Here is a 22,636-nt window from a genome sequence, read left to right as displayed (position 1 = left end):
CTCTCCTAATTTGAATACTATATTATTATATTTTATATCTATATTATTTATCAATCCTTTCTTGATAAACTAAAGCTATGTATAAGAATAGCAATGACTCAATAAATGATTTGCCAATTGCTACTATTTGATCAATCCACTTAGTGCTATTGCTATATGAAAACAAATTTATATAATCTATAACTCCCTTTTCTCTCAATTCTGATAAAAGTAATTCATTTCTATAATTACTCAATAGGAAATATATAGGGATTATAAATAAACTTATAAATATAATAAATACAGTAATTTCTTTAAATTTATTTGTCTTAATAAACTTAATTAATTCATTAAAAAAATTCTTACGTTTAATACTTGTACGTATTATTATTAATGTTCCAACTGTAAATATTAGATTTTTATATAACCATGATAAAACTATTATGGCTACATTAACTATATTATATTTAATGAAATTAATGATGCTTGTAATCAATATTAGGTTTAAAACCTGTGAAATTATAGTGGTTACCAAAATAGCAAATAAGACTTTAAGCCAATATTTTTTGATTCCTTCTATAAATTTATGTATATTTGATTTTTCTCTGTTAGAATATACTTTACTTAGAACTCCAAAAATTCCTGAAAATATTATAGTTGATACAACTAAATTCTCCAAAATAGTAATTACTAATTGTATTGTAAAATATCTATTGTTTTCATTTATCAAAATTCTTAATACTTTTTCCAAAGAGTATTTATCCCATTCTAATTTTATAACTATAAAATGATAAAATAACAACATTAATAATATTATATAATTCTCAAATATTTTTTTAGTCGCAATTTTTGATCGCTCTAAAACCTTTCTCATTAATATCTTCCCCCCTAAGACTTTCCACTAATTAGCAATTCAGTATCCGAGGTAGTGCAATCTGATTGCACTACCTCGGATACTTTTTTACTTTGATATGAAATCTATTTCATTGCCAAATTAAGAAAGTATATTCTCAATTATATTTTATCTCTCTTTGTTAAATCTGATATATTCTCATAATAGTTTGTTAAATTAATATCCTTGTCCCATTTCATATTAAAGAATTTATAATAATGACCTAACTCATCAGAACCTCCTCCATATGACTCTCACTACCTAACATATAATCTGAAAACCACATCGCTTCTTCTAATACTATTGTATATATTTAATACATAATATTTAATACATAATTTCACACATTATTTCTATTTGTTGAGCTGCTTTTATTAATTGAAGATGTTCTATTACTGCTACCACTTGAGCTAGAACTTGAAGTCGTATTAGTTTAGTTATACTAGATATTTCAAATAAATTTTAAGAGTCTATCTCACAATGATTTTTAAAAATCATTGTTGAGACACCTTTTTTTCATTTTACAGGTTTTCTCTATTTCTCTACTTGAATAAATATTATTCATGTAAGAATAGACTAAAACTTTGAATAAATTCTTCGGTGAAACCACAGGTTTTCTTCCTAGGTGTAAGTATGCTTGCATTAATTTATCATACTTTAACCCCTCCAATACTTGGCTAAGCAATCTCACGGAATCATCCTGTGGAATCAAAACTTCAGAATTTATAGGTAAAACTAGTTGATAATCTTTATTAATATTGATATAATTTTGAGGTGTATGTTTGTTTATTCGCATAAATAAATTATACACCAAAAGCAATCCCTTCGGGGGTTGCTTTTTACATTTTTTTGCAAGAAAAAAGGGCTTCTCGCCCTAGAAATTACTTTCTATTTTGAGACAGCCCCTTAATTAACTGAGTTATATATAGTTGTTATTTCCCAATTAGTATTCAGTCATTCTACTATATGTTCATGAATAAAACAAATCTAGCATTTAATATTGTGAATATTTCTTTAAATGGTAGATATTCAATTTATTTATACAAGTCAATATAATAAAATCATAATTTCTTTGAGTTTTTCAATATTAGATGTTAAGTCATCATTCTTTATTGAATTATATGCATTATCAGAATTTAGCGAAGTCAGCGTATTATTATATATTTTTCTAAATTCTTTAACATCTTTTTCATAACCTGAACTACATGAAGTTAATAAAATTATAATCATAAAAACATATAATAATATTTTTAATTTTTTTGAATTCATTCTATCATACCTTCCTTTATTATATAACTAAAATCTTAAAGGAGGATTGAATAATTTATCTAATTCCTTTTTCCATATATCATAATACTTATTTACAATTAGTTCAATGTATTTCACTATTATAATACATAATCAATACTAGATTTCCAATTACTCAGTTATTTCCTACATTATGGCTACCTGTAAACATCTTTTTCCTTAATAGCCTATTATACAAGTGCACTCTATACAAATATATATAATATTATCACAAATATTGCAACATACCCTATTCCTATAAAAGAAGCTATAAGAAGGTTCTTTGAAAGTAAGTTAACTACATTATTTTTGTTTCTTATATAAAGATAGTTTAATACAGCAGTCACTATAGCACTGATCCCACTATAAGCCATTAAATGGTTAAAAAGATGATATCCTGATATAGGCCAATAGATTGTCCATATGCTGAATAAAATTGCATACATTAGTATCAGTTTCTTATACTTATATTCTAAATAATAAATTAATATAAAAGTGTACAAAGCAATTGAAATGAAGAAAGTTAAAAGCTCAAAGTAATCGATGTAATACCAATAAGCTACATCTAAATATAACTTAATAGCTATATTAATAACCCATACTGCAATTAGAACTATGTAGTCTTTCGTGTTTATTTTATTCATATGAAGTCCTCCATTATTCATTTTTATTACGTTTTCTAAGACTTATTAATACAAATTCAGTACCTATTTCTGCTTTTTCATGAACATCAAAACTTTCCCAGCTATCATATGAATTTCTCAATAATAAAAGTCCATTGTACCATTTCACATATCTATCATACTGATTTTTATTCTCTTTAGATACTTTCTCTCTAATATTTTCTAATAGCAAACCCAATTTCTCAATCTCCTGTTTTTTCTCTTCAGACTGTAAACCTTCTAGGCTTTTCAAAGTATTGGAACTATCAATAGACTTAACTGTATTAAAGTATATATCTTCAAACTTCTCAGAAAAAGCATCAAATTCTTTATTCTGACATCCAGTAGACGCTAATACATTTGTTATAATTATTATCAATAATATAATGTTTTTCTTCAATATTTAAAACCTCCATTACTAGTTTTTTCATAATAATCTTAGCAGTTAGTCAAGGGAATAATTAGATAGCTCAGTGCAAATCTATAGAATTACAAATAAGCTATCTAGAATTTTATTCTATGGAATAAAATATACTGGATTATCTTTTATATAATCAACGGTTTTCTTTGACTCCTTATAATCTGCATTGATTTGCTTTAGTAAGTTAGCATAGGATATAATTGCCTGCTTATACTCTTTACTATAACTCTCAACCTTGGATACCTCATCAATTAAATTATCTATCTCTTCTATAAATTTCTCTCTTCCAGAAGAGGTAGTGATTAGATATTTATAAGGTGTATTATTTATTGCATCTGATTGCATTTTAGCTTCAATAACTTTCTCATCTGTAAGAGAACTTAAATCTAAATTACCTATACTATCATAGTTTGATCCACTGGCAAGACTTATTGACATGTACCCTACAAAAGCTAGTGCTGCCAATCGAGGATCTTGTTTTGCTGCAAACTGATATCCATCATAAGTAGTTTTTGCTAAATCACCCACAGATGGTATAGAATTTATCGCATTTTCCCTTTCGAGCTCATTTAAATATTCTCTCTGAAATAGGTATCCTTTGGAAACCTCGTGTAAAGTATGTCTAACTGGAAACGTTGCAGATTGATAGATAATTTCATCTTCTATTATTTCGTCTACATACTTTTTCGCACTATCCTGTATTTCTTTACTAATGGAATCAAATGAAGTAAGATAATGTGTGCTATCACTCGTCCCCTCAGTAATATCTAAATTACCATCACTTGATCCATTACTACTATCATTGCTATTAACAGTCTCTGTTTTGTCTAACCCTTCACTAATTTCTTCATTCTTCCTATTCACATATCTTTCATATGGATCACTTGAATTGTTGCTACTATTATTAGTTGTATTATTTGATTCTTGTCCATTGCTATTATTGTTATTTACAGTCTCTGTTTCATCTAACCCTTTACTAATTTCTTCATTCTTCTTATTCTTATATCTTTCATATGGATCACTTGAATTGTTGCTACTATTATTAGTTGAACTATTTGATTCCTGTTCGTCATCATCATCGTTATAGACAGTCTCAGTATCATCTAATCCTTCATTAATTTCTTCATACTTATTATCTAAATATCTTTCATATGGGTCACTTGAGCTATTTGTATTTGAGTTACTAGAACTATTATCATCTTCATCAAGTAGACTACCCCAAGTCTCATTTCCTGTCATTCCATCTACTGTGAGATTATGGTCTTCTTGATATTGTTTTACTGCTCGTTCTGTTGCTGGACCATATGATCCATCTGCTCCCCAGGATCCTAAATCGTATCCTTCATCTATAAGTTTCTCTTGTAGTTCTGCTACATCATCTCCACTTGCACCTCTTGTCAATGCAGGTTTGGATTGATCATCATCAGAATCATTATAATATGAACCTGAGTCACTACTTTCATCAGGACAAACTACATAATGCCCTGTCGGGTCAACAAACTGTATCGGATCATTATAGCAGTAAGTATACAGATTTAAGCTCAGTGGGTTATTATCTTCCCCTGTATAGCTATCTTCTGTTATAAATCTACCTGTATATGGATTATAGTATCTAGCCCTTAGGTAGTACAATCCTGTTTCTTCATCAAAGTATTCTCCTGAATATCTTATTGGATTATCGTGTTCTTCTGACGTCAATATTGCATTTCCAAAGATATCGAAGTCATATTGATTTTTAGTTTTTCCATTTTCGTCTACTGTTTGTACTACATCACCATGCCCATTATATAGGTAGTAGTAAATATTTGTTTCATTGCTTTCTTCGTCACTACTATCTAAGATTGCAACATAGTTTATTCCTTTTACATATCTTCTTATTGTTTCATTATCTTCATCTGTTTCTAATATAACATATTGTCTATCGTAGAGGAAGTATGTTGTTTTAGGTTCAAAGTCTTCCTCTGAGGATTTGACTATTTTCTTTGTTCTTAGTCCGTCTCCATCATATGTGTAGTTTACTATTGTCTGTTCTTCTTCTTTGATGTTTTCACTTCTAACTAGCTGATTAAACCCATTGTATGTGTTGCTTACTTTATATATCAAGGGGTTTATCTTTCTTTTAAATCCAAAGTCAAATATATTTCCTATAGTCTTTTGATGCATGTCCTTATTTTGAGGTCTTATATAGCTTGTTTTCTGTCTTAGCTCATTTCCTCTATTATCGTATATATAGTCTATTGTCTTTTGAAGGACCTGTTTACTTTCTTTGTCATACATCTTTTCTACTAGCTTTAGTAATTGATTTGAATCTGAATATGTGTAATAGCTTTTCTTTATTGAATATTTTACTGATTCTCCTATTGTATTTTTATAGGCACTATATTGTTCTGATGTATAGGCTTCATTTAATGTTTCTCTGTTTCCCGCCTTATCGTATCCATAGACTGTTGTTTTCCCTGGGGCTACTACTTTTTCTATTCTTCCTGCTTCATCATATTCATATGTTGTTGTTCCATAGTTATCTGTTTTACTTATCTGTCTTCCCGCTAAGTCATATGTGTATTTATATTCTGATATTATATTTCCATTTGGTGCTGTATTTGTTACTGTTATTAATTTGTTGTTTTTATTATATTCATATGATTCTCTTATTCCCCCTGGATAGTCTATCCAATCTCTGTTCCCATTTTCATCATAGTGATATGTTGTTTTGTTAGAATCAAAGGTTACAGTTTTTAGCCTGTTTAGCTTATCATACTCATATTCTGTCTTATTTCCTTTTTTATCTGTTACTGTCTTTATATTCCCTATTGTATCATATGAGTAGATTAATATAGGTGCTTGAGAGTTATCCTTATATATTCTCTCTATTTGATTTATTTCATTATATTGATAGGTGGTTACTCCACTTTCATCTATCATCTCTATTCTGTTTCCTAATTCATCGTAGTCATATTCTACCTTATCTTCTGTTTCAAGTATTTCCTTCTTAGTTAGTAAATTTCTATTATCAAATGTTTGTATTAAATGATTTTTACTTTTATCCTCTGTATATACTTGATTGCCAGCTATGTCATATTTGTATTTTATTGTGTTATCATCTTGGTCTTCTACTTCAATTAATGTTCCAAATGCGCCATATTTATAGTAGGTTATTTTATCCTTAGGATTTTTCATTGTTAGTTTATTGCCTAGCTTGTCATAAGTATAACTTGTTGATTCTTCTAACTGATTTAATACAGTTATTAGATTACCAACATTGTCATATTCATATTTAATTGCATTACCTAAGGCATCTATTTCTTTGATTTTTTCTCCAAATACATTATACCCATATTTTGCAGTAAATTTGTTAGTACCATTTTCTTGATTGTATTCTGTTATTTCTGGATCTACTATTTTCACTACCTGATTTGCTAGATTATAAGTATATTGTATTCCATATCTTTCTTCATCTATATTTGCTGATAGATAGCCTTTTCTATCCATTTCTTTTATTACATTTCCATTTGCATCAAATATTCTTTTAGATATTACTTCTTCATCATCGTTTTTTGTAATGATTACTCTGTTTAATTTATCGTAAATGTAATACACGGAATTTTGCTTGTCATTAGTTTCTGCTGTCTTATTTCCTGCCAAGTCATAAGTATAAGTTATAGTTTGGTCTTTGGCATTAGTTACAGTTTTAACTCTATTCATTTCATCATAGGTATAATTGGTTTCTGATCCCTTTGCATTTCTTACCTTGATTTTATTTCCTGCTTCATCGTAATAATTCTGAGTATATACCTCTTGACCTTTATACATACTTATTGTCTTTTCAACTCTGTTTAAGATGTCATATGTAAATGTCACTGTATATTTTTCTCTATTTACTTCATCTGCTTTTCCGTATTGATATGCCCTTGAATTTATTTGTTTTATCTTATTACCTAATATATCGTATTCATATCCTGTTATGATTTTTATTTTATCTGGATATTCTTCATCTCTTAGATTGTCTAAGTTGTCAAAGTCCTGATAATTGTATACGTCATCTTCATTGATTAAAGATATTTCTTTTAAAAGTCTATCTTGATTATCATATTCAAATTTCTGAATGTCATATATACCAGTTTCCCTAAGGGTTTCTGTCTTAATAACATTTCCATTTTTATCATAGTATGATTTGATGTAGCTTCCATTATTATTTGTTACTGTCTTTTCTAGATTATTGTCATAGTAGGTATGGGTTATTTCCCTTGCTTCTGTCCTATTTTTTGAGTCTGATACTGTTTCTTTAAACAGGTTTCCTACCTCATCATATTCATAGGTTTCTATCCTATATATTATATTTCCACTTGTATCTCTCTCAATAGGTATTTTCTTTTCTACTACTCTGTTTAAATAATCATATGACATTAATGTTGTAGTATCTCTTTTATCTTTAACTGAAACCACATTTCCATTTAAGTCGTATTTATATAACACATTATTTAAATCATATTTACTCTCTATTGCTTCTAAATCATTAATATTGTCTACTACTTCATCTATTTTACAAGGATCTGTCAGTTTTCTTTGCTTATCAAAGGCATTGTAGCTAAAGAATGTTGTATAACCCCTTTGATCTGTTTGACTAGTCTTTCTTCCTAATAAGTCATATTCATATGTTATATACCCTGAGTCTGGGTAAGTTACTTTATTTAAAGTTCCATCTGGGTTGTATTCAAATAATATAGAGTTCCCTCTTTGGTCTGTCTTCTTTACAAGATTTCCCAGCATATCATACTTATAACTGCTTGGGGATTGAGTAGCTAGTTTTTCTTCTACTACCCTTCCTAAGCTATCATACTTATATGTTATACCTTCTGAGGTTTCCATATCTCCAGTATATCTTAGTCCATCAACTCTTTTAGTCACTCTACCTAGAGCATCGTATTTGATGTATTCTATCACTTCACCTTCTGGTGATAATGTAGCTATCCTACGATTCATAGAGTCATATATATATGATATTCCTTCCATTAATTCTTCTAATTCAGAAGTATCCATATCTTCATCATAATTATTTGGTGTAACTTGTTTTATAAGATTACCCATGTCATCATATATATACTTAGTAATGGCTAAGCTTCCATCAGCTGCTGGTACTATTTTACGGGTCTGTCTGTTCATTACATCGTATTCATAGTATACAGATACTGATTTTTGATTAGTTTGTTTTATTAAGTTTCCTACTGAATCATACTCATACCTAATGGGATTTTCTTCATCTTGTCTCTGCTGCTCAACAACTCTGTTATCATAGTCATACTTATAGCTTATGATATTTCCTAGGGAATCTTCTTTAGTCTTAACTTGTCCATTATTATAATAGCTATAAGTTATACTTGATTTTATTTTAGAGAAGTATTCATCATCAAACTCCGCATTTGATAAATACTCATTCTTTATATCAGAGGTGTCTACTAATAGAGATTGTTTTATTAGCTGAGACCTAGTATCGTATTCATATCTTGTAATTTTATAATTATTTTCATCTATCTTACTCTTTTTAGTAATTAAGTTGCCTGTATCATCATATTCATTTGTGATTTCTCGTCCCATAGGACCATAAGTTTTTATTAGTCTACCAGCTCTATCATACTGGTATTCAACTTTATCTTCTGCAGAGGTAGTTGATGTTTCATTTGAACCTTTAGATTCTTTATATTCAAATGTTTCTTTACTTAATAACCGACCGGCTTCGTCATAGGTATTCTTGGTTATTTTATAATATTTGTAATCATCATCCTCAGCTATATATTGTTTTTTAGATACTAACTTCCCTAATGCATTATACTCATATTCATTAGGATTTTCTAGCTTAGGACTTTTTATTTGGTCATAATTTTCTTTTAAGTTTCCAAAATCATCATATTTAAATACTTCATATGTTTCATCGACATATACTTTCTTATATGGTTTGCTGAAAACATTGTTATATACTTTGGTTAGGTGCTGCATTTTATCTGTTTTAGTGATTTCTGAATTTCCTGTTAAATCATAATTATACTCTTCACTAGTTCCATCAGCAAAAGTGACCTTCTTAGTCATTCCATTTAAATAATACTCTGTCTCTGTTTTATTTCCCTTGGAATCTTCTTCATAAATTGCCTTCCCCAGTCCATTGTACTTATATTTATTAGTGAAGTTATTTGTACCATATTTCATATTATCTGCTACTGTTTGAGCAGATTTATATATTGTTAAATTATTAAATACATCATATTCGTATTCATTGCCTATTGATTTTGATGGTTCTTCAGTATTATATCCTTCTCCATCAACTTCTTTAATCAAATTACCTCTTCCATCAAATTCAATGTATTTAACGACTTTCTTATTTTCACCATCAAAGGCTATAGTTTTTATCTTTCTATTTAAAGAATCATATTCGTATTCTATTCCTGGAGCAGCTTCAATGTCCATATCAATATATCTTGGATCTACCTGCTTTACTAGATTACTATTTGCATCGTAAACAAATCTTGTTGTTTCACCAAGGATATTGGATTTAGTCAATACATTATTTAATCCATCATAGGTATAAATCTCTCCCATTTCTTCTCCATTTACCATTGACTTTTTAGATAATAGATTACCTTTGGAATCATATTTATAGTTTATAGTATTGACTGCCTCACTTAATACTTCTCCTGAGGATTTGTCTATATAGTAAGGTCCAACAGTTTTAGTTACATTATTTTGATTGTCATATTCAAAATCAGTTACAATGTCCTTTCCTTCATTTCCTATATCTATTTTCTTAATTAGGTTTCCTTCATTATCCCTCTCATACTTTCTGACATATTCTCCATGCTTTATATTGCCATCATCTGTAACTTCTATATATGCACCAGCTTCCTGTTTAACCTTATTGTTGAAATAATACTCATAATTATATTCTTTATATTTTGTTTCTTCTTGATTTACATATCTTATTGTTTTTACATTGTTTCCTTTATTGTCATATTCATAATGAGTATGACTTTGTCTATTATCATCTATTTTATGATATTCATCTGTGAGTCTGTCCATATCATTGTATTCATAGGATATATCTGTTTCTATTTTATCTACATTATCTACTACATTCCCTTTTATGACATTAGACAATTTCCCCACATTATTGTATTTATACTTTGTATAAGTATAATTATTTGGTATATAGTCATTTGAAAGATAACCTTCTGAGGTTTTTGGGAATATCCATGCCTCTATCTTCCTGCCCAATTCATCATATTTATACTTTGTGATTCTACCCCCAGGCTCTTCTGCTATGACTACCTTGTTTAAGCTATTATAGACATATGTAGTTTCATTAAGCTCTGGATCAACCTTCTTTACCATTCTCCCTAATTTATCAAACTCATATTGTATTTTGTTTAGTTTAGGGTCTGTTGTGCTTGTTTTATTACCAACATAATCATAGGTATATGATGTAACAAAATAGTTTTTATTATCAGGTGTAGCCTCTACTCTAAATAAGTTGTCTAATATATCGAAATAATTTTTTGTTTTATATCCTTCTTCATCTGTTGCTTCAACTAATAAAGCAGTATCGTCATCATAACCTATTATGTAACTAAAATCCTTATCTCCTGTTAATATTTGGTCATTTTTATAAAAGGCTTTTTTAATAAGCCTATTTGCGCTATCATACTCATATCTAACGCTATTCCCATTAGAATCTACTTCCTTTGTCTTGTTACCATCATTATCATACTCTATCCTTTTAAGAACTGTCCATTCCTCATTTTCTTTATCGTATACACTTGATTTTACTAAGTTTCCAAATATATCGTATTCCTTTTTATAACGATCCTCATTGGAATCTGTATACTCTATTTCCCTATTTTTATATTTAAACTCATTGTATTTGTACTCTTTAGTCGTTAAATCAGGTCGTTTTGTTTCTAAAAGTCTTCCTAATGTATCATACTGATATTCTGTTCTCTTTCCATCTGGATTAATTTCTGCTGTTATATTTCCAGTGTTTCTATCATAAGCGTACTTTTCTGATATCTCTCCATTATCTAATACTGTATACTTCTTAGTTAAGTATGCACCCTTATGGTCTACGCCATCTGCATCTATTCCATAATCATAATTAGTAATATAGTTTCTATCACTAGAGTGTTTTATTGATTTTATCATATTACCATATTCATCATAGTTATATTCTATAACTATTGATTGATTATATCCCTGGGTATTTTGTTTTGTTTCCTTTATTACATTTCCATTATCATCAACATCATATAATATCTGAGATGTAGTGTCTTTATCCTGTTTCCAAGTCTTTGATGTTAACACATGATACTTATCATATGCATAGGAATAAGTGACCATATGCTCGTCATTTATAGGGTTTCCATCCTCATCTCTTTCTGCTTCTGGACCCGTATAATTAGTTAGATTACCATATTCATCATATCTATAGTTTTGTGTTTTCTTAATAGGAGTACCTACGTCTTCCCCATCTTGTATATTAAATATAAGACTTTCCTTCTTCTTAATTAACTTCATCTCATCATGTTCTGTAGTGATTACTTCTTTATAGTCATCTCCATTTATTAATGTTTCTTTAAGCTGATGAAGTCCATCATATGTATAATTAGTCTCGTTACCCTTCATATCTGTGATTTTAGTGTAATATCTATAGCTATTCTCTAAATAATCATTATTATATCGTTCATAATCTTCTTCACCATATCCATCGGATTCATTTATATATTCATAGTCAGTTTTGTCCTTCTCTTCTAATACAAATTTGTCTAAAAACTTATTTTGTGTACTATCGAAGTCCTTCTTAGCAAAGTCTTTTCTTTGAAATATCTTTCGATACTCCATACTTCCTTCATTAAGTCTTTTAGCAAATGTATCATAGGTATATCTGGTAACTTTATTAGTTTTACAGTAATCTATTTGTACTAGATTTTCATATCCATTATAAACTGAATAATCGTCACCATTCATAAAAGTAAAACCTAATTTAGGTTGTTCATACCAAAAATGATATTTAGGCTTACCATCTATATCATATACTCTTTGAAGCCTTGTCCTTATTACTTTTTTAGAATCACTTACTAAGACTGCCGATTTATCATAGACTATTTTTTTATCTCCAGGTAAATTTATTATTACCTGAAATTTATTATTAAGATCTCCAGAATCAGTACTATTTGGGTCCTGTGATGCTTTATAGCTTTCATCCTTACTATATTGTTGATTTTGTTTTGCACTAACTGTGAAATTATAATCCTCTTTATATTCTATGGTTACTTCTCTACCAACTGTATCTATAATTTTGGATATTAATTTTTTAGATATTTCTGTGCCATCAATTTCATAAGATAAAGTTGAATATTGAAATGTAATGGTATTATCATATCTATCTACTATTCCTAATATTTTTCCTTCGGAATCAAAATATGTCTTTTTGCCATCTTTGCCCATCATTACATATTTTGAAGTTCCTTCACTTTGACCATTATTAAACTCAGATGATTCTCTAACATATACATCATTTACAGTCTGTCCTTGCAAAATATAGGTAAGTTCATCATCCATCAATACATCTTGTAGAGTATATACTGCTCCAGTGTCTGTATGTAAAAACATATTCTTATTACCATCTTTGCTCTCTCTAACTTCTATACTAGGAAAAGAAAATCTTGTTCCTACACCTAGATTATATCTATCTTCATAAAATGAAGATGTTTTTTCATTGGATTCCACATAATCTACCCATGCACCATTTACATATTTAACCTTCATCTCTTGAACATTTGATGTTCCACTCTTATATATTCTCTTTATTTCCAAATCTAAACCATTTCGTCCAGGTAATGAATAATCTGTTTGTGTTAATGTCAGCTCTCCACTATTTGGACTTATATTTTCCTTCGATAGGTTGCTTTTTAAGTAAACTGGTGATAATTCTGTATCGTACTGTTTCTTCGGCCCTACAACATTATTCATATATTCCTCAAGAGTATCTGCGTTAACTCCTTGAATAGGAAGAAAAATTGTGAATATGCTTAAAATAAGTAGTAATTTGTATATTCCCTTCACCGCTAAATGCCTCCTTTATTTAAGGTTCTTTTATTATTTCAAAATTCTAATAATACTTTTCTTGATAGCATTCAGCGAGAATTTCAACTTCACTGTAACCTGATTTTATTTTTTCAATTATTTCCTTTGAATCTTTATCTATTCTTTCAGCGATTACTAATGCTTCTATAATTTCTTCTTCAGATAAATTATACTGATTAGTAAGCTTGTCTAACTGTTCCTCTGTTACTTTTACCCTAGGTAATTCACTTTGGCTATTTAAAATTCCTAAATCTTCGTTTATCTTTTTCCACTCTATCCCATCAAATCTATAGGAAATTATATCCTTATGCTCAAGCCCTAGTTTATATGCAATTCTATCTGCTATCATAATGTCATCAGGAGTAATATATTCTTCTCTCATTAAGTCCTGTAAGTATTGAGGGTCAAAGGAATTTGGAATGAACTCTCCATTTTCTGATTGATATGTAGCAAAGATTTTTGACCACGATTTACCTGACTGTTTTTTGTTACTTAATATTTCAAGTTCTTCCATTTTTCCAAAATTATTATATAAGAACTCATAGGCAATTAATAAATCTGGTAAGCTATGGCCTTCTTTGATTAGTCTTTCAATTTCAGATTTAAATCTTGGTTGGATTCCTAATTCTATTAATGCTTTTTTGTAATTGGTTACATTCGTACCGTAATCACCTGGGTCTGCATCTTTTATAAAATTTAGTATTTCTTGAGAAATTTCTATATCCTCAATTTTTTGATTTTCAGAAGTTTCATTAATGCTTCCATTTAATTGTTTAGCAGCGCTGGAATAAGATATTGCTCCAATTTGCAGTGTTGCGCATACCATTAACATAACCAATAAAAATCTGGATACTTTCTTTCTGTTCATTTTAGTCATCTCCTTATCTAGTTTTCATTTGGGTTAATAACCCTTATCTCATTCATTAGCTCTTCTGTAGGATTCAAAGGCTTTACATCCTCTACACTAACATTTGGTACATCTAAATTTTCATTATATAAATTATTTTCTAATGGCTCTCCTTCAGCTTCAAGGCTACTTTTCCCCAAACTTAACTGTTCTTCATTTTCCCTTTGTATTTTTGCTAATACCTCACTTTCTATCTCTGAAAGTGTTATTATTTGAGTTAAGTTTATCTCCATTCTTTTCTTTTCTTTTTCTTCTTCGTATTTTTCTTGATTATTGATATAATCTTCTAAATTTATGTCGAGCTGTAATGAGTACAAATATTCATTTAACGCAGTTTCGATTGTATCGTACTTATCTTGAAGCTTTAATATTACAGAAATAGCTGTTTCCATATCTATCTTATTCTTTAAATTGACGTACTGAGCTATATCATTATTTTCACCATCTTCTCCTATCACTGCATTACTTACTGAAACCGTTTCTGCCACACTATTTGTAATCTCATTTAATTGGTAAATAACTTTTTCTACTAGCATTTTAGCATCCATTACATCAGCTTCTGTATTACCTTCATCAATCAATTTTTTCACAAATTTGTCACTCACACTTGATTGTAAGATACCATTGCTTCTTTTATCCTTTGACTTTTGTCTGCTTTTTTCACTTCTCAACATATCTAATACTTGATTCCAGGACCCTCTTATGCTTTTCAGTTCAAGTACTCTATTAATATCTACTCCTGTGAGGTTTGATATTTCTGTAGCAATCCTTAAATCATCTCCATTAAATCCTCCAGCGCTTAATCCTGTAATTACAAGAGGAATTAAGAGGGTTATCACTAGCAAAGAAATTATAAACCTTTTAGTATTGCCAATTAAAGTCCTCAATCCTATCTCTCCTTCTTATATTACTCGACTACATAATCTATATAACTCTCTCCATCAATTTTAGATTTAAATAATATGTCTGATATTTCTCCAGACCATGATGTTCCTGGCACTATATTTCTATCAACTGAAAATTCTATTCTTCCCAGTGTATGTTTCACATAAATGTTAGTACCTTCTATTTTCCCTTCTGTAATTAAGTCTTCATTTGGTGTAAAGTTATATAAGTCTAGTACCTCAACTTCATTTGAATCATAAGTAACAACAAATCTTAAATCTGTAAAGTCCTGTACATTTGAGGCTAAAAGGGATAGATTGAATTCTTCTTCTTTAGTACAATTTACCTTATATGTTGGATTGCTGGTACTTTCTGTTATTGCATCACTCCAAGCTGTTATGCCTGTAATGTTTTTTGCCCTTACTCTATATATATGAGATGTACCTGGCTCAAGTTCACCATGCGTATAGCTAGTATTTATTCCATTATCTATGGTCTCACCATCTATCTCTACATCATATCCAGTTGCACCATCTATCTTATTCCATCTAAGCTCTATCATATTATCAAATGTAGTTACTTCTACATTTTTCGGAGCATCTGGTGGATTCGGTAAGGTTGCTAATGCTAAAACTCCACACCATTGACTGGTCCCATTTTCATCCTTAAATCTGATTTTGTAGGTATGGAAGGAATTTTCTTCTAACCCTGTATGATTAAATATCGTATCTTCTCCTATATCTTTTAGTTCACCATCAACTTCTATTTGATATTTAGCTCCCATTGCTACAGCATCCCATGAAAGAGATATTTTATTATTAGTGACAATAGCTATTATATTTGTTAATGCTACGTTTCCATTTGATTCATCTATTTCAGGCAAGGTAAACATTGTTAATGGCTTACTCCAATTACTTTTACCAGTTATATTTTTGGCTCTTACCCTATAAACATGCTCTGTATTAGGATCTAGACCATCATGTATATATACTGTATCCGTAATATCTTCTATCACATTTCCATCTACTTCTATATCGTAACTTTCTGAATTAAGAATCTTATACCAAGTTATTGTTATAGAGTTTTCTTCAGATGTAGCCATTACATTTTCTGGAGTATCTGGCTTCTCTGGGTTTGTTGTCGCATCAATTGACTCCGTCCACGAACTTTTACCGCCCTTATTAACAGCTCTTATTTTATAGGTATGTCCAGATAAAGGCTCTAATCCTTCATGTACAAATGTTGTTTTATTTTCATTATCAATTATCAATCCATCTACTTGTAATTGATAGCTCGTAGCTCTATCCATCTCGTCCCAAGTTAATGTTACTGTATCTTTAGTTTTTTCTAACATCACATTAGTAGGTATCTCTGGAGGATATGGTAATGTAGTTTCTGTCCTCAATTCAGTCCAGTTACTTTCACCACCACGGTTTATTGCTTTCACTCTATAACTATGCTCAGTTTCAGGTTGCAAATTATCGTGTGTAAAAGTAATATTTTTCCCATTTTCAATTACTGCTCCATCAACTTCAATTAAATACTCTGTGGCTCCTATTACTTCATCCCAATTTATTGAGATAGATTCCTGTGATAGTGTAATCTCAAGATTAGTAGGTGTAGACGGTGGATTAGGTAATGTCACCTCATTGAATGCTTCACTCCAATTCCCTGCACCACCTGAGTTATTTGCTCTAACCATGTAGCTATGCTGAGAGTCTGGAGACAAGCTATTATGTATATAGCTTGTCCTTGTTCCATTATTTATTATCTCCCCATCAGCCATTAATTCATATTCCGTCGCTCCAACTACTTCCTCCCATGATATTTCTATTGAATTCCTTTGAGGTATTAAAGAAATATTAGTGGGTGGCTTTGCCAAGGTTGTTCCTGTTATTTCATTAGAAAATTCAGTACTAATATTCTCTTGATTTCTAGTTCTAGCTTGTATATTATAGCTTGTATTAACCGTCAAATCCATTAATGTGATTCTCTTATTATTCAACTTAATCCATGTAGGACTAGAAACAGTATTGCCATCTGAATCCAGATAATTCCCACCTACTTTAATTTGATAATCTGTCGTTGAAGGATTTCCGTCCTGAGAACTAATTTCCAATGAGTTTTCATTAGAACTTTCAACAATAAGATTTGGAATTTGAGATTTTGTGCATATGGATTCAATCTTACTTGCAATATGTCCCACATCATCTCTAGCTTCAAATTTAACTTGGTACTCAGTGTTTGGATTCAATAAATCTGATGCATAATTGGTTTGAGAGGTCCAAGTACTACTACTGTCGTTAATACTATATCTATATGGATTATGTGCCAATCCAGATATATTATCTGTTGCAGACCCACTTATATTAATATCAGTATCTGAATAATCAAAGTTAACATTTCCTAATAAAGGTGCCTGATTATCAATAGTAACATTGACCTCTTGCTCTACCTCATCACTACCATCAGATACTTTAAATCTGAATCTATGGCTTCCTTCTGAAAGTTGCCCAATATCTATTGCATCAAAGTTAACAGTATGCTCTGTTTCAGTATTAGTTATATATTTTCTATCTTTAGGTGTACTTTCCGAATCAATATAATATTCAAATGTTAATGCATCACTATCTGCATCAGAACCAATAACCCTAGGAATAAATGAACTATCAAAATCACTCAACATTTGATTTTCACTAGGAGAAATAACTTCTAATTTGGGAATGTTTTGTATTTGTTCAAATATTGATGTCAGATTTCTACCAAAACCACTATTTAAATTTAAAGTTAATCCATCTGTTCCATCAGAAAACTCTCTGAACTGACTACGATTATTTGAAATTGAAACAGAAGTTAATATTATGTCATTGTTTTGAAGTCTTTGAATTGTCTGGTCATCTCTATACCCACGATCACTATAAATCTCTTCGTCTCCTATTAATACAAAGTATTTAATCGCATGTGTTCTATAGGTATATCTATCAATAGCATCATTAATAGCATCAAGCCCATTTTCTACTCCCCCATGGACATCTATACTGTCCAAGTTATCCTTAAAGCTCTCAACGTTGCTAGTCATTGAAAATACTCTTGTATCTTCCTCATATGATATAAGCCCTAGCCTATAATTTACTCCTTCATTTTGTAAATTACTTGTAAAGTTTTTTATCTGATTTCTTACATCTGCAATATCGCTTCCCATACTTCCAGACTCATCAATTATGAAAACAATGTCTAATTCACTTCCGGCGTGGACATTCATAGGTAAAGATGTAATAACCATAGCTATTATTAAAATGAAAATTGTTTTTGACCGATTCATTTCCACAACTCCTCTTCTCTATGTTCCATCTATTTCACCTCATAAGTTACTTTAGAGTGCTTACTTACCTTGGCTTTGAATTTTATACTATTTACTATTGTTTTATCTGCATCCGTAACCTTATAGGTGATTCTACCTGGCTCAAAACTAGTAACTGAAATATTTGTTCCAGTTATATCTCCTGACTCTAGATTAACCTCTGGAGTTACAGCACATAAATCAATTACTTCTAATTCATCAGGATTATAATTAACCTCTATATATCTTGTGGTTACACCATCTTTCTTTGGAGCTACTACTACAAAATTAAAGGTTGTATCCTTACCGACATTTACTGAAATTTCAGGCTTAGTATTGTACTGTAGCTCTTCGCTCCATTCACTATAGCCTCCATTATTTCTAGCCCTAACTCTATATAAATGCCAAGTATTAGGTTCTAAATCCTTGTGGATATACTCAGTAGTATCTAATTCCTCGATTACTTTTCCATCTACCTCTATATCATAGCTTGAAGCTCCATCTACTTCATCCCAAACTATCCTAATTTCCGAAGTTGTAGCTTCTGCTTCTAAATCATCAGGGATATCTGGTGAAGTTATTTGTTTTACTAATATACTCCAATCACTAATTCCATTTGAATTTTTAGCCCTTATTTTATATGAATGAGTTGTACCTGGATCAAGTTCATCATGTCTATATTTACTAGAATCTACATCCTCTACCAATTCTCCATCTACTAATAAATCATAACCTTCTGCTCCATTTACCGTATCCCATTTTACTATAATTTTTGAGCTACTTGAACTTGTATGAATATTAGTAGGTATACCAACTAAGGTAGCTTGGGTGATACTATCACTCCAATCCCCTACATACTCTCCCTGTTTTGCCCTAACTCTATAATAATGCCAAGTATTAGGCTCAAGATCTTTATGCTCAAAGACAGTGCTATTCCCATTATCAATTGTTTCTCCATCTACAAGCACGTCATAACCAACTGCTCCGTCTACATCATCCCAAGTTAGAAAAATTCCATCACTTGATGATACAGCACCAAGGTTAGATGGTACACTTAGCAATGTCGTTGCAACTATCTTCTCACTCCATTCACTTATTCCGCCATTATTCTTAGATCTAATCCTATAAGAATATTCAGTATTTGGTGTTAAGTTACTATGCATATATGTGGTTTTTAACCCAACATCATATACTTCTCCGTCTATTTCTATCTCATATCCTTCTGCACCAATCACCGAATCCCACTTTACAGTAATTTGAGTACTTAAGGATGTAGCTATTAAGTTTTTTGGCTCTTCTGGTGGAGTAATTACTACAATTTGAGAACTCCATCCACTATTTAAACCTTCATTATTTGACCTTACTCTAAAGATATATTCTTTGTTTGGTTCATTTGTGTCGATTGTATATGTATTGCTCATTCCATTCTCTATAACTTCGCCATTAATTTCTACTTCATATCCTGTTACCCTAGGGACTTCATCCCAAGTTAAGGTTACTTCATTTATTTGTATGTCTGAGCTTAAATTAGATGGAATGGATGGTAAAGTTGATTTTATGAACAATTCACTCCACTCACTTATTCCTTCCTCATTTTTAGATCGAATTCTATAACTGTGTTCAGAGCTAGACAATAATTGATCGTGAAGATATTTATTATCAATTATCTCTGACACTACACCATCTATCTCAATATCATATGCCTTTGCTCCTGATACTGGATCCCATGATAAATCAATAGTTGTATCTGTAGCCTCTGCGTCTATGTTTTTAGGTGTACCTGTTAGAGTAGTTTGAGCAACTATACCACTCCACTTACTGACAGATCTTGAGCTTTTAGCTCTCACTCTATAAGTAAGCTGAGTATTTGGATTAAGTCCTTCATGGGTATATTCTGTTTTATCACCAGCATCGACTATTGACCCATAAACTTCTATATCATAACCTGTTGCGCCAGTCACTGGTAACCATGATATATTTATACTGTCCGAAGTAGCTGAAGTCATTAAATTATCAGGTATACCCAATGTCACAACTATTGTCCTTATAACTTCATTGGCAATATTTCCATTATCATCAGTAACATTGTATTTTATCTCATATGTTCCTTCTATATTTGTATCAACTGCCCCAGATATTTCAATATTATCTGTAATGTTTCCATCATAATTATCTTCAGCTATTGATCCCTCTTCTATATAGTTATCACCTACATTAAGGTGAACAGTTTCATCTCCTATTAAAGTGATTATTGGCTTAGTTGTGTCTACAACATGTATTGTTCTATATTCTGTTACTTCATTTCCCATGTTGTCACTAACTTTATATGTTATTTTGTAGTCTCCAAGCATAGATGTATCAACTGATCCAATTATTTTTAAATTATTAGTTAAATTTCCTTCTACTATGTCTGTAACTACAGCCCCTTCTTCTATATATCTTGAGAAAACTTCCAATGTAGTCTCTGTTTCTCCGTTTAATGTAATTGTTGGAGGCATAATTTGTTGTATACATGGGTATCCATTGTTTATCTTTCCTCTACTATCAATACTCCAGACATCTTGGAAATTCCAATTCCTATATGTTTCTTCGCTTTTCATTTCTGTTGTTGTTTTGCCTATTCCACCGTCGGAATCTCTCTGTCCTGATGTATCTATATTCCAATAACTATCTCTAACTGTTGCCATAAAGTGTTTACTACCAATTAATCCACCGATCTTATTTTCACCAAACCAATGTCCATCATGACCGTGTCCGTCATTATTATCAATGTCAGTAACTTCTCCTGTTGAATAACAATTATTTATTGTTCCAGAAGTAACCTCTCCAACTAATCCACCTACGTCATGTTTCCCTTCTACACTGGCTGTCGAATAACTGTTTTCAATGCTTCCATCACGGTTAGTTCCTACTAATCCACCTACATTATTCTTTGCTCCATATACACTTCCAGTTGAGTACGTTTCATTTATATTACCGCTGTTATATCCTACTAATCCGCCAACATAATGAGAATCACCAACTATTGAGCCATCTGTATAAGATGTCTCTATTGTCCCATCATTATCTCCTACTAATAATCCAGTAAATTTCTCACCTTTAACACTACCTTTAACATAAGTGTTTTGTATAAGTCCGTGATTTTCTCCGGCCAATGCTCCTGTGTATTCATTGTCTGTATTTGATACATTTACATTTTCAAGACCTATATTTTTGATTATAGCTGTTTTATGAATAACTCCAAACAATCCTTGATTATCACTATCTGCATCTATAGTTAAGTTTATTATTTTATGTCGATCTCCATCTAAACTACCCTTAAACTCAGTTTTATCTGTTCCAATTGTTTCCCATTGCCCATAACTTGCTAAATTAATGTCATTACCAAGTTTATAATGTCCATCTAATTCGTATCTAACTAAGTTTAATTCCTCTGAATTGGTAATTATATATGGGTTTGAAGTTGTACCATTACCTTCTACAAAGTAATCAAAACTTTTTTCAGGTATATTTTTATTCTGCCATTTAAAGTATGGATATGATTCATTCTCATCTATTGTCCATACATCTGTAAAACTCCAATTTGAATAAAATTCCTGCATTAATAATGCTTTTGTAAGCTTTCCTTCTCCGCCGCTTGATGATGCCTGATTTGTCTCTATTCTATCCCAATAACTATCTACAATTCTTACCATATCAAATGCTTCTCCAATCAAGCCACCGACATTATTTCTACCATCGGATACTTGGCCTATTGCATAGCAATTAGTTATTGAGCCAGAAATCATCTCTCCAACTAGTCCACCTACATTATATCTTCCTTCTACCCTTGCCGTTGAATAACTATCTATGATATCACCAGCAAAGTTATGACCTACTAATCCTCCTACGTTATCCTTAGATCCGTATACACTTCCAGCTGAATATGTTTCTTTAATCGTACCTGTGAAGTTATAGCCCACTAAGCCTCCTGTGGATTCGGAATCTCCTTTTACTGAACCATTTGCATACGATTTTTCTATTGTCCCATCATTAAATCCTACTAATAGTCCTGTGGAGCTTTCTCCTTCAACAGTACCTTCCACATAGCAATTTTCTATATCACCGTAGTTACTTCCAACTAAACCACCTATGGATA

10 protein-coding genes are annotated in these 22,636 nt (G+C 30.7%); all 10 read right to left on the bottom strand.

All coding sequences use genetic code 11. From position 1 onward, the window contains the following. Positions 1–43: 43 nt before the first annotated feature. Complete coding sequence (locus JMO20_RS04905; RefSeq protein ID WP_202708423.1) at positions 44–853, bottom strand: hypothetical protein; 810 nt, start codon at positions 851–853, stop codon at positions 44–46. A 505-nt stretch (positions 854–1,358) separates the two neighbouring features. Beyond that, positions 1,359–1,667, bottom strand: a complete 309-nt coding sequence (locus tag JMO20_RS04900) for a transposase (protein WP_202708422.1) — start codon at positions 1,665–1,667, stop codon at positions 1,359–1,361. Between the two features lie 251 nt (positions 1,668–1,918). Further along, positions 1,919–2,140: a hypothetical protein gene (locus JMO20_RS04895; protein ID WP_202708421.1), complete on the bottom strand. Its 222-nt coding sequence runs from the start codon at positions 2,138–2,140 to the stop codon at positions 1,919–1,921. Positions 2,141–2,364: 224 nt separating this feature from the next. Beyond that, positions 2,365–2,802, bottom strand: coding sequence for a hypothetical protein (locus tag JMO20_RS04890; protein ID WP_202708420.1), 438 nt, complete (start codon positions 2,800–2,802; stop codon positions 2,365–2,367). Between the two features lie 13 nt (positions 2,803–2,815). Further along, positions 2,816–3,220, bottom strand: a complete 405-nt coding sequence (locus tag JMO20_RS04885) for a hypothetical protein (protein ID WP_202708419.1) — start codon at positions 3,218–3,220, stop codon at positions 2,816–2,818. Between the two features lie 117 nt (positions 3,221–3,337). After that, a complete protein-coding gene (locus JMO20_RS04880; protein WP_202708418.1) occupies positions 3,338–13,345 on the bottom strand; it encodes an RHS repeat-associated core domain-containing protein in 10,008 nt (3,335 codons plus the stop codon). A gap of 46 nt (positions 13,346–13,391) precedes the next feature. Then, the gene (locus JMO20_RS04875) at positions 13,392–14,234 is read right to left on the bottom strand and encodes a hypothetical protein (RefSeq protein ID WP_202708417.1); all 843 of its coding nucleotides are present in this window, start codon (positions 14,232–14,234) and stop codon (positions 13,392–13,394) included. A gap of 17 nt (positions 14,235–14,251) precedes the next feature. Next, entirely contained in the window at positions 14,252–15,160 is a 909-nt protein-coding gene (locus JMO20_RS04870; protein ID WP_202708416.1) for a hypothetical protein, read from the bottom strand. A gap of 20 nt (positions 15,161–15,180) precedes the next feature. Further along, on the bottom strand, positions 15,181–18,480 hold the full coding sequence (locus JMO20_RS04865) for a fibronectin type III domain-containing protein (RefSeq protein ID WP_202708415.1): 3,300 nt from the start codon (positions 18,478–18,480) through the stop codon (positions 15,181–15,183). Between the two features lie 29 nt (positions 18,481–18,509). Further along, the coding region (locus JMO20_RS04860) for a fibronectin type III domain-containing protein (RefSeq protein WP_202708414.1) at positions 18,510–22,636 on the bottom strand (4,127 nt) is incomplete at its 5' end.

The organism is Sporosalibacterium faouarense (assembly GCF_016765695.1).
Taxonomy (GTDB): domain Bacteria; phylum Bacillota; class Clostridia; order Tissierellales; family VENL01; genus Sporosalibacterium; species Sporosalibacterium faouarense.
Note: the sequence above shows the minus strand (reverse complement) of the source record. Positions and strands in the feature narration are given on the sequence as shown.